Source organism: Aquabacterium sp., assembly GCF_048860245.1.
Classification (GTDB): domain Bacteria; phylum Pseudomonadota; class Gammaproteobacteria; order Burkholderiales; family Burkholderiaceae_C; genus Aquabacterium.
Genome location: NZ_JBLIZW010000119.1, coordinates 20,065 through 31,248 on the forward strand (window position 1 = coordinate 20,065; position 11,184 = coordinate 31,248).

11 protein-coding genes and 2 tRNA genes are annotated in these 11,184 nt (G+C 58.2%); 11 read left to right on the forward strand and 2 right to left on the reverse strand.

Going from position 1 to position 11,184, the window contains the following annotated elements:
* The first annotated feature begins 35 nt into the window (after positions 1-35).
* The 11 genes from ACMV18_RS13495 to ACMV18_RS13545 all read left to right on the forward strand — a co-directional run bounded on the left by ACMV18_RS13495 (position 36) and on the right by ACMV18_RS13545 (position 10,698).
* Complete coding sequence (locus tag ACMV18_RS13495; RefSeq protein WP_374255325.1) at positions 36-716, forward strand: YfgM family protein; 681 nt, start codon at positions 36-38, stop codon at positions 714-716.
* Positions 717-775: 59 nt separating this feature from the next.
* Positions 776-1,921 (forward strand): PQQ-binding-like beta-propeller repeat protein, encoded by a 1,146-nt coding sequence (locus tag ACMV18_RS13500; protein WP_420818264.1) that lies wholly within the window; start codon positions 776-778, stop codon positions 1,919-1,921.
* A 20-nt stretch (positions 1,922-1,941) separates the two neighbouring features.
* Positions 1,942-3,282, forward strand: coding sequence for a ribosome biogenesis GTPase Der (der, locus tag ACMV18_RS13505; RefSeq protein ID WP_374255328.1), 1,341 nt, complete (start codon positions 1,942-1,944; stop codon positions 3,280-3,282).
* 127 nt (positions 3,283-3,409) lie between these two features.
* The gene (hfq, locus tag ACMV18_RS13510) at positions 3,410-3,649 is read left to right on the forward strand and encodes an RNA chaperone Hfq (protein WP_058086182.1); all 240 of its coding nucleotides are present in this window, start codon (positions 3,410-3,412) and stop codon (positions 3,647-3,649) included.
* A 62-nt stretch (positions 3,650-3,711) separates the two neighbouring features.
* On the forward strand, positions 3,712-4,950 hold the full coding sequence (hflX, locus tag ACMV18_RS13515; RefSeq protein ID WP_420818265.1) for a GTPase HflX: 1,239 nt from the start codon (positions 3,712-3,714) through the stop codon (positions 4,948-4,950).
* A 2-nt stretch (positions 4,951-4,952) separates the two neighbouring features.
* A complete protein-coding gene (gene hflK / locus ACMV18_RS13520) occupies positions 4,953-6,317 on the forward strand; it encodes an FtsH protease activity modulator HflK (RefSeq protein WP_420818271.1) in 1,365 nt (454 codons plus the stop codon).
* Positions 6,318-6,347: 30 nt separating this feature from the next.
* The gene (gene hflC / locus ACMV18_RS13525) at positions 6,348-7,247 is read left to right on the forward strand and encodes a protease modulator HflC (RefSeq protein WP_374255330.1); all 900 of its coding nucleotides are present in this window, start codon (positions 6,348-6,350) and stop codon (positions 7,245-7,247) included.
* 10 nt (positions 7,248-7,257) lie between these two features.
* Positions 7,258-7,452: a DUF2065 domain-containing protein gene (locus tag ACMV18_RS13530; protein WP_420818266.1), complete on the forward strand. Its 195-nt coding sequence runs from the start codon at positions 7,258-7,260 to the stop codon at positions 7,450-7,452.
* An 89-nt stretch (positions 7,453-7,541) separates the two neighbouring features.
* Entirely contained in the window at positions 7,542-8,735 is a 1,194-nt protein-coding gene (locus tag ACMV18_RS13535) for an ATP phosphoribosyltransferase regulatory subunit (RefSeq protein ID WP_420818267.1), read from the forward strand.
* A gap of 37 nt (positions 8,736-8,772) precedes the next feature.
* Positions 8,773-10,128, forward strand: a complete 1,356-nt coding sequence (locus tag ACMV18_RS13540) for an adenylosuccinate synthase (protein WP_420818268.1) — start codon at positions 8,773-8,775, stop codon at positions 10,126-10,128.
* A 48-nt stretch (positions 10,129-10,176) separates the two neighbouring features.
* Entirely contained in the window at positions 10,177-10,698 is a 522-nt protein-coding gene (locus ACMV18_RS13545; RefSeq protein ID WP_420818269.1) for a phosphoribosyltransferase, read from the forward strand.
* A 128-nt stretch (positions 10,699-10,826) separates the two neighbouring features.
* Here ACMV18_RS13545 and ACMV18_RS13550 read toward each other — a convergent pair.
* Positions 10,827-10,911 (reverse strand) — tRNA-Leu (locus ACMV18_RS13550).
* A 181-nt stretch (positions 10,912-11,092) separates the two neighbouring features.
* Positions 11,093-11,177, reverse strand: a tRNA-Leu gene (locus tag ACMV18_RS13555).
* Between the last annotated feature and the right edge of the window lie 7 nt (positions 11,178-11,184).

Consider the following 11,184-nt stretch of genomic DNA (forward strand, 5'->3'; position numbering starts at 1 on the left):
CCACATCTAACGATTTCAATCTCTTCATCGGCAACATGGCAACCTACGACCTCGAACAGCAGGAACAGCTGGATCAGTTCAAGCACTTCTGGAAACAGTACGGCAACCTGATCACCTGGGTGTTGACCTTGGCTCTGGGGGGCTACGCAGCATGGACGGGCTATCAATACTGGCAGCAAAAGCGTGCGCAAGCTGCGGGCGGCCTGTACGAGGAACTCGATCGGGCTGCGGCCTCGGGTAACACCGACAAGGCCTTGCAAGCGTTTGGCGACTTGAAGAAGGACTACGCCGGCACCACCTTTGCTGAGCAAGGTGCCCTGTTGGCAGCGAAGGTCGCAGCCGATCATCAGAAGGCAGATCAGGCCAAGGGCGTCTTGGCTTGGGAAGTTGAATCGGGTAAGAACGCTAACTTGATCGCCATTGCCCGTCTGCGTCTGGCAGGCATGCAAATGGATGCGAAGGCGTTTGCTGAGGCTGAAAAGACGTTGTCGGCCGAAGTACCCGCCGAGTTCAAGCCTTTGGTCGATGATCGACGTGGCGATATCTTGCTGGCTCAGGGCAAGAAGGACGATGCGGTCAAAGCCTACCAAGCAGCCTGGCAGCAAATGGATGCTTCGGTGGATTACCGTCGTTTCATTGAAGGCAAGTTGACTGCATTGGGTCAATCTCCTGCAGCAGACCAGCCTAAGGCTGCAGACCAAGCTGCGAGCAACTAAGCCGCAATCTGCTGCCCTGTTGGCCCCTCATGAACTCTTTGCGCACCTTGCAGGTAACCATGTCTAATTCATCTCGTCGTACCTGGCTGAGCCTGTTGTCCGCAACTGCGCTGCTCACCTTGACTGCTTGCGGGTCCACCAAGCCAGAGCCTGCGTCCCTGGAGCGTCTGTCCGACTCTGCCGTCCGCGTCAACACAGTCTGGTCCAAGCGCACTGGTTCGTTCTTCAGTGGCGCCAACGGTCCGGTTTCGCTCGCCGTGAACAAGGGTGTGATCACGGTTGCCAACACCGATGGTGATGTGTTGGCTCTGAATGTTGCCAATGGCCAAGAAATCTGGCGCCTGCGTGCAGGATCTGAATTGACCGCAGCAGTGGGTGGTGATGGTCGGTACGCCGCCGTGGTGGACGTCAACAACGACCTGCGGGTGTTCGATCAAGGCAAGCCGATTTGGTCTGAGCACTTGCCTGGGCGAGTGATCACTGCACCGTTTGTCGCCGGCGAGCGCGTCTTTGTGCAGGCTGTCGATCGCAGTGTTCGTGCATACGACGTGCTCGATGGACGCTGGCTGTGGCAATACCAGCGTCCGGGCGGCGATGCGCTCGCCTTGGCTTCTCCTGGTGTGGTCGGTGCATGGCGTGACACCCTTGTGGTCGGGCAGGGCGCACGATTGGTGGGGTTGGATCCTGTCAAGGGTGTGCCACGTTTTGACCTGACTGTCGGTACACCACGTGGTTCCAATGAGGTTGAGCGCTTGGCGGATCTGGTTGGCCCGCTCACCCGCGCTGCAGACAATGACATTTGCGTGCGCGCGTTCCAGTTGTCGGTTGCATGCGTGGACGTCAGCCGAGGTGGTCTGAAATGGACGCGTCCTCAGGCAGGCGTGCAAGCCGTGGCTGCCAGCACCTCTTTGGTGGTCGGTGCGGATGGTGCAGATCGGCTGAGTGCCTGGAAGGCTGATAGTGGCGACATCGTTTGGCGAGTGGATCGCTTTACGCATCGTGGCCTGAGTGCGCCTGCTGTCGTGGGTGATCGTGTGGTGGTGTTGGACAACGACGGGTACCTGCATGTTTTGGCGGCCGCTGATGGTCGTACCTTGACGCGCGTGGAGTTGGACAGTGGTGCCGCTGCTGCGCCTGTGGTGGTAGATCAAACCATCTTGGTGACGACGCGCAAGGGTACTGTGTACGCCTTGCGTTTGAACTGAACTGATTTTTCTGGACTGAAATGAAACCTGTCATTGCGCTGGTCGGACGACCCAACGTCGGCAAGTCGACGTTGTTCAATCGCCTGACCAAAAGCCGCGATGCGATCGTGGCTGACTACGCTGGCTTGACCCGCGACCGCCACTACGGTGAGGGCCGCATGGGCTCGCACGAATTCATCGCCATCGACACGGGCGGGTTTGAACCTGATTGCACGTCGGGCATCTTCAAAGAGATGGCCAAGCAGACACGCCAGGCTGTCGCTGAGGCCGATGCTGTGATTTTTGTTGTAGACGCTCGGAGCGGTCTCTCCGCCCAGGACCACGACATTGCCCGTTATCTGCGTAGCACCGAAAAGAAGGTGCTGCTGGCGGCCAACAAGGCCGAAGGCATGAAGGACTCGCCGCATTTGGCGGAGTTCTATGAGCTGGGTATGGGCGAGCCGATTCCTGTGTCGTCTGCGCACGGGCAGGGCATTCGCAGCCTGCTCGACATGGCGTTGGAAGACTTCATCACCGAAGAGGATGAGGACGAACTGGAGCTGGATGATCCCGAGCGTCCCATTCGCTTGGCTGTGGCGGGTCGCCCAAACGTCGGCAAGTCCACCCTGATCAACACCTGGCTGGGTGAAGAGCGCTTGGTGGCGTTCGACATGCCCGGGACCACCCGCGACGCCATCACCGTGCCGTTTGAGCGCGATGGCAAGATTTACGAGTTGATCGATACCGCCGGTTTGCGCCGCAAGGGCAAGGTGTTCGAGGCCATTGAGAAGTTCTCTGTGGTCAAGACTTTGCAGGCGATCTCCGATGCCAACGTGGTCCTGCTGCTGGTGGATGCTACGCAGGGTGTGACCGAACAAGATGCCCACATTGCGGGCTATGTGCTGGAGTCCGGCCGTGCGGTGGTCATCGCCATCAACAAATGGGATGCAGTGGACAGCTATCAGCGTGAGTTGCTGCAGCGCTCCATCGAGCACCGCCTGTCTTTCCTGAAATTTGCGCCGGTTCTGCACATTTCGGCTGTGAAGCGGCAAGGCCTGGGGCCTTTGTGGAAGGCCATCGGCGATGCCTGGAAGTCTGCCGCGTGCAAGATGTCTACGCCTGTGTTGACCCGTCTCCTGCAAGAGGCTGTTCAATTCCAGCAGCCCAAGCGGGCAGGTGCCTTCCGTCCTAAGTTGCGTTATGCGCACCAGGGTGGGCAGAACCCACCGGTGATCGTGATTCACGGCAACTCGTTGGAGCATGTCTCGGATGCTTACAAACGCTTCCTGGAAAGCCGTTTCCGTGAGCATTTCAAGCTGACTGGAACGCCATTGCGCATCGAGATGAAGTCTTCTGCGAATCCATTCGTGGACAAAGAATAATTTCCAACCGAGTATCTTCCGCGGGCGTATTGCCCGCTTTACTCACCGTGACGCTACCTTGTTCCCGGTCGCTTTTCTGGGACTGTGTTAAGGTGGCAAGTCCGATTTTTTCAACACGGAGCATATCGTGAGCAACAAAGGTCAACTTCTGCAAGACCCTTTCCTGAACCTGCTGCGTCGTGAGCACGTACCAGTGTCGATTTACCTGGTCAACGGCATCAAGCTGCAAGGTCACATTGAGTCATTTGACCAGTACGTTGTCCTGCTGCGTAACACCGTGACCCAAATGGTTTACAAGCACGCCATCTCGACTGTTGTGCCAGGTCGCGCCGTGAACTTCCACGCGAACGAAGGCGAAGAAGGCTGATGCCTTTTTCGTTGCCTTGGCGCTTTTCTTTCAGTCTGCTCGAGTGTTGACAGACCTGTTCGATGTCCGTACAGAAACCGTCTGACAACCCTCGGGTTGTATTGGTCGGGGTCGATTTTGGCCCCGGTTCTCCTTTTGATCCCACACTGGACGAGTTGGCTTTGCTGGCCGAGTCTGCTGGGGATCAGCCCGTTGCCAAAGTCACCGCCAAACGTCGTGCACCAGATGCTGCGTTGTTTGTAGGGTCAGGCAAAGCCGATGAGATCAAGTCCCTGGTGGACTTGTACCAAGCTCATGGTGTGTTGTTCGATCAAGCCTTGTCGCCCGCGCAGCAGCGCAACCTCGAGCGGCATTTGGGCGTCGAAGTTCTCGATCGCACGGGCTTGATTCTTGAAATCTTTGGTGCGCGTGCGCGCAGCCACGAAGGTAAGTTGCAGGTCGAGTTGGCTCGTCTGCAGTACCTCTCCACCCGACTGGTTCGACGGTGGTCGCACTTGGAGCGTCAGCGTGGTGGCGTCGGGCACCGGGGCGGTCCAGGGGAAACCCAGATTGAGCTTGATCGCCGGATGATTGATCAGAAGATCAAGTCGCTCAAAGAGCAGCTTGCCAAGATCAAGCGCCAGCGTCAGACGCAGAAGCGCTCTCGGGGTCGCACGGGCACCTTCCGCATCTCCTTGGTGGGCTATACCAACGCGGGCAAGTCCACGTTGTTCAACACGCTGACGAAGGCGGGCACCTATGCCGCCAACCAGTTGTTTGCAACCTTGGACACCACCACGCGCCAAATGTTTTTGGCGCAGGCTCAGCGAAGTGTCACCCTGTCTGATACGGTGGGATTCATCCGTGACTTGCCTCACTCGTTGGTGGAGTCATTTGAAGCAACGCTGCTCGAAGCCGCTGAAGCGGATGTGTTGCTTCATGTTGTAGATGCGGCCAGTCCGGTGCTGCACGATCAGATCGAAGAAGTGCTTCGTGTGCTGGACAGCATTGGGGCAGGGAACCTTCCGCAGATTTTGGTATTCAATAAGTGCGACGCCTTGCCGGAGCATCAGCGGCCGCTGCACCAGCGGGATGTGTATGAGCTGCCATCAGGGCGTCGATGCATCCGGATTTTTGTCAGCGCACTGAAGGGCGATGGCCTGGATGTCTTGCGTGATGTGTTGGCCGAGGCCGCTGTGCATGGTTTGGATGGGGGAATTGGCGAGCTGCCAAAGCGCGATCCCCGCTTCGACATGCACAATGCGCTCGACACACATCACAACCCTGTTGATCATTCAGATTTAACGACCGATCGATCATGAACATGCAAACCAAGGAATCGGGCCGCGGGCCTGCATTGCACTTGAGGGCGGCGCCCCATGCGGTTGCGCTTGCCGCGCAACTGGCGGTTGGCGTGACCCGCCGGATGGTTTGGCTGGGGGGCGGCGCCCTCCGTCAGGTCGTGCCGGGGCTTGCTGGCGCTCAGCCCGTCTACAACGGTCGGCAAGATGGTCCGCCTGACCTGGATGAGTTGTGGCGTGATTTCAATCGCAAGCTGAGTGGCGTGTTCTCGGGTAAGCCCGGCGGGGAGCCTAGTCCAAGTTACCCAGAGCCGAAAGGCGCTGGCGTTGGTGTTGGCTTGATCCTGGGCGTGGTCGGGTTGGTGTGGGCGGGCAGTGGCTTCTTCATCGTCCAGGAAGGGCAGCAGGCCGTCGTGATGTCGTTCGGCCGGTTCAGCCACACGGTGGATGCAGGCTTTCAATGGCGTGCGCCTTATCCATTCCAAAGTCATGAGATCGTCAACTTGACTCAGTTGCGCTCGATTGACGTGGGCAGCAACTCGGTGATGCAGGCCACCGGCTTGCGTGACTCGTCCATGCTGACCCGCGACGAAAACATCGTCGACATTCGGTTTACGGTCCAATACCGACTCGCAGACGCGCGTCAATATTTGTTCGAGAACCGCAATTCTGATGAAGCGGTGCTGCAGGCATCAGAGTCTGCCGTGCGGGAAATCGTTGGCAACAGCACGATGGATTCCGTGTTGTACGAGCAGCGAGATGCCATTGCCGCAGAGCTGGTCAAGTCCATTCAGGCCCAGTTGAACAAGCTGAAGGCTGGCGTCACGATTGCGAATGTGAACGTGCAAAGCGTTCAAGCGCCAGAGCAAGTGCAAGCTGCGTTTGATGACGCCTTCAAGGCCGGTGCCGACCGCGAGCGCTTGAAGAACGAAGGCCAAGCCTATGCCAACGAGGTGATCCCCAAGGCACAGGGTACTGCCGCTCGACTGCGCGAAGAAGCGGCCGGGTATGCCGCGCGTGTGGTCGCGCAAGCAGAAGGTGATTCTCAGCGCTTCAAAGCGGTGCTGGCCGAATACCAGAAAGCTCCAGGTGTGACGCGTGATCGCCTGTACATCGACACCATGCAGCAGGTTTACAGCAATGTGACCAAGGTGATGGTGGACAGCCGCCAAGGCTCCAATTTGCTGTACTTGCCTTTGGATAAGCTGATGCAGGTTGCCGGTGCTGGTAATGGCAACGGTGCCGGTACGGCGCCATCGAACGGCGGTGCGCAAGCGCCAGCCGCGGCGCAGACCGCAGCCTCCGAGACGCAATCTGCGAGTCCGGCAGCAGGGGCGGATCAGCGATCGCGCGATGGGTTGCGCAATCGTGACCGTGATAGCCGTTGAGCGCCCTCCAGCTAAGTCAAGGAATCTGACATGAACCGTATCGGTACCGTTCTGGCTGGCGTGCTGTTGGCCATCATCATTGCCTCGTCGTCGCTTTTCGTCGTGGATCAGCGCCAGTTTGCTGTCGTGTATGCACTGGGCGAAATCAAAGAGGTCGTCAGCGCACCTGGTCTGAAAGCCAAGCTGCCGGCCCCACTTCAAAACGTCGTGTTTCTGGATCGCCGCATTCAGACCTTGGACAGCCCCGAGTCGCGCCCCATTTTCACGGCCGAAAAGAAGAGTCTGGTGATCGACTGGTTGGTCAAGTGGCGAATCACCGAGCCCAAGCAGTTCATTCGTAACAACGGTGTGGATGTGCGCAACGCCGAAAACCGACTGGCTCCGATCGTTCAGGCAGCCCTGAACGAAGAGGTGACCAAGCGGACTGTGGGCGCCATGCTGTCTGCCGAGCGTGAAAAGGTCATGCAAGGGGTCGTGCGACGGTTGGCGGATGACGCCAAGGCTTTTGGTATTGAAGTGGTCGATGTGCGCATCAAGCGAGTGGACTTTGCCGCCAACATCACCGAGTCCGTCTATCGCCGCATGGAGTCCGAGCGTAAGCGTGTGGCCAATGAACTGCGCTCAACCGGTGGTGCTGACGGTGAAAAAATTCGTGCCGATGCCGATCGACAACGTGAAATCATCGTGGCCGAAGCCTATCGCGACGCGCAAAAGCTGAAGGGGGAGGGTGATGCCAAGGCGTCTGCCATCTACGCAGAAGCGTTTGGCAAGGATCCTCAATTCGCGCAGTTCTACCGTAGCCTGGAGGCCTATCGCTCCACGTTCCGCAGCAAGTCCGATGTCATGGTGCTGGATCCCAGCAGTGATTTCTTCAAGGCCATGCGTGGCAGCGGTGTGAGTGCGCCGGCTGCACCAGCGCGCAAGAAGTGATCGCCTGCGCATGACCGATGCGATGTGGATGGCGCTGGCATTGGTGCTGGTGCTGGAAGGCCTGATGCCAGCCATCAATCCCGGTGGCTGGCGCCGCATGTTTGAGCAGCTCCTCCAGTTGGATGATCAAAAAATCAGAATGCTGGGTTTGATCAGCATGACCGCTGGATTGGTGTTGCTTTGGTTGATTGAAGCGTTCTCCTGAGCCCTTCGTCACATTGAAGATGCTACCGGGGTGTCCAATCAGGGTCATCCACCGGTAGAATCTCGCTTTTAACCCCCTCACGTTTTCTTATGTCGTCTGCTTGGCTGTTGCCAGAGCACATTGCTGACGTTTTGCCCGCGCAAGCTCGTCGCGTCGAAGAGCTGCGTCGTGTATGGCTGGATGCGGCTCGCAGCTACGGCTACGAACTGGTCATGCCGCCGCTTCTCGAGCACATCGAGTCGCTTCTGTCTGGCACCGGTTCTGCGCTGGATCTCAAGACCTTCAAGTTGGTTGACCAATTGAGTGGTCGGACCTTGGGCGTGCGTGCGGACGCTACGCCGCAGGTTGCTCGCATTGATGCCCACCTTCTCAACCGCGAAAGCGTCACACGCCTTTGCTACTGCGGCCCCGTTTTGCATACACGCCCTGCCAGTCCGCATGCAAGCCGTGAGCCTTTGCAGTTGGGGGCTGAGATTTATGGGCATGCTGGTTTGGAGGCTGATCTCGAAGCCGCTGAGTTGGCGATTGGCGGGTTGCAAGCCTCCGGGTTGTCCGGCTTGGTCATGGATTTGGCCGATGTCCGTCTGGTTCAAGGCGTTTTGGCTGGCTTGGGTGTTCAGGGGTTGAGCAAGGCTCAGCACGAAGCCTTGGTTTCTGCCTTGACCACGAAAGATGTTGGGAACCTCAGAGAGTTGGCCCAGCAAGCACCTTTGTGCCACGCACCGCGTGCTTCTGAGGTGCTGGTGGCACTGACTACGCTGTTTGGCGGGGATGAGGTCTTGGCACAAGCTCGTTCGGTCCTGCCACAGCATGAGTTGATCGACGCTGCGCTGAACGATCTGGCTTGGTTGGCAACTCAGCTTCGCGCGACATGCTCTGATGTCACGATCGGCTTCGATTTGTCTGATCTGAGCGGTTACGCCTACTACAGCAGCACGCGCTTTGCCATCTATGGCCACGATCATCCTGATGCACTGGTCAGAGGTGGCCGCTACGACGAGGTTGGTGCCGTGTTTGGTCGTCGCAGACCCGCTGCCGGTTTCAGTCTCGATCTGAAAATTTTGGCTGATGTTCTCGCAGGACGAGATGGCTTGGCCGCTCGCCCGGCAATCCGCGCGCCGTGGGGCAACGATCCCGCGTTGCGTCAGGCTGTGCGTGAATTGAGAACACAGGGGCACACCGTTGTGTGTGTGTTGCCCGGACATGAACATGACGTCCAGGAGTTCGATTGCGACCGAGAGCTCGTGATCAATGATGGACGCTGGTCGGTGCGCGTGCTGTAAGCGCGCCCGGCTTACTTTTGCGAAACAGGAATTCGTCATGCAAAGCACTTCTGCGTCGGCTCGTGCCGGCAACGCATCCGCCCGCAACGTCGTGGTCGTCGGCACCCAATGGGGTGATGAGGGCAAGGGCAAGGTTGTCGATTGGCTGACTGATCACGCTGCTGCGGTTGTTCGTTTCCAGGGTGGTCACAACGCGGGTCACACCCTGGTGATCAATGGCAAAAAGACAGCGCTTCAGTTGATTCCGTCGGGCATCATGCGCGATGGCGTTGCTTGCTACATCGGTAACGGTGTGGTGGTTGATCCGACTCATTTGCTGTCCGAGATCAAGCGCCTGGAAGACGCGGGTTTGAATGTTCGCTCGCGTCTGTTCATCAGCGAGTCTTGCCCGTTGATCCTGCCGTTCCACGTTGAGGTGGACAAGGCGCGTGAAGCACTCCGCGAAACCAGCGGCAGCGGCAAGATCGGTACCACCGGTAAGGGCATTGGCCCAGCATACGAAGACAAGGTTGCTCGCCGTGCTTTGCGCGTGCAGGACTTGAAGCACCCTGATCGCTTTGCTGCCAAGCTCAAGGAGCTGCTGGCCTTGCATAACTTTGCGCTGCAGGGCTACCTCAAGGCCGACGCACTGGAGTTCCAGCCCATCTTCGACCAAGCCATGGCATGCGCGAAGGAAATCTTGCCCATGCTGGCGGATGTGGGCGTCAAGATCCACGGCCATAACGTTGATGGCGGTAGCGTTCTGTTTGAAGGTGCACAAGGTACGCTGCTGGACATCGATCACGGCACCTATCCTTATGTGACGTCAAGTAACTGTGTTGCTGGCAATGCCGCTGCAGGGTCTGGCGTGGGCCCGGACAAGCTCCACTACATCTTGGGCATCACCAAGGCTTACACCACTCGCGTGGGCAGTGGCCCATTCCCAACCGAACTGGACTGGGACACCCCTGGCACAGTGGGTTATCACCTGTCTACGGTCGGTCAGGAGCGTGGCACGGTGACGGGTCGTGCGCGTCGTTGCGGCTGGCTGGATGCCGCGGCATTGAAGCGCTCGGTGCTGATCAACGGTGTCTCTGGTTTGTGCATCACCAAGCTGGATGTGCTGGATGGTCTGGATGAGATCAAGGTCTGCACCGGTTACATGCTCCGTGGTGAGCGCATCGACATCCTCCCGTTGGATGCGGATGACATCATCGCTTGCGAGCCCATTTACGAGAGCTTCCCCGGCTGGGGGGGCACGACATTTGGGATCACGGAGTGGGACAAGCTGCCAGAAAACGCCCGTGCTTACCTGAAGCGTGTGGAAGCGTTCATTGGCGCGCCCATCGACATGGTGTCGACCGGCCCGGATCGTGATCACACCATTTTGCTGCGTCACCCGTACAAGGGCTGAGCCGGCGGACTCCCAACATTAGAAGCGACAACGCAAAAAGGAATATTCATGCTCACCGATGATGGCAAACACCTGTATGTCTCCTGGGAGGAGTATCACCAGTTGATCGAGCGTCTGGCGCTCAAGGTGCACGCTTCCGGCTGGGAGTTTGATCAGATTCTGTGCCTGGCCCGCGGGGGCTTGCGTCCAGGTGATGTGCTGTCCCGCATTTTCGATAGGCCGCTGGGGATCATGTCCACCAGTTCTTATCGCGATGAGGGCGGTACGTTGCAGGGCCGTTTGGACATGGCGAAGTACATCACCATGCCCAAGGGGGAGTTGGCCGGGCGCGTGTTGCTGGTCGATGATCTGGCTGACTCGGGTGTCACGCTGCAAGCGGTGGTCGATCGCCTGCGTAGCATGCCGGCCATTACCGAGCTGCGCTCGGCGGTGATCTGGGTGAAGGGCGTTTCTTGCTATACACCTGAGTACTTTGTCGAAGCGCTGCCGACCAGTCCTTGGATCCACCAGCCATTCGAAGAGTATGACGCGCTGCGTCCCGATGCGCTGCGCAAGCGTTACGAAGTTTGAGGCCGGCGCCCTGAATTCCCCAAAAGCAGCTTTGAGCTGCTTTTTTTTATGGCCGACAACGCCTCGACAACAACATGGCCAGAAAAGAGAAAAGCCGGCTGATGTTTCCATCAGCCGGCTTGCTCATTTGGTGCCCAGGAGAGGACTCGAACCTCCACGGAGTTACCCGCTAGTACCTGAAACTAGTGCGTCTACCAATTCCGCCACCTGGGCAGGTACTTTCTGATGATTGCCTTAAGTCGCCAACCAATCAAGATTTGAAGTATAGCATGTCGTCGGGCTGTGGTCGCGTGACCTGTGTTCAGACTGAGACAGCGATCGCAAACGACCACAGAAAGCGGGCGATCGAAAAGAGAAAAGCCGGCTGATGTTTCCATCAGCCGGCTTGCTCATTTGGTGCCCAGGAGAGGACTCGAACCTCCACGGAGTTACCCGCTAGTACCTGAAACTAGTGCGTCTACCAATTCCGCCACCTGGGCAGGTACT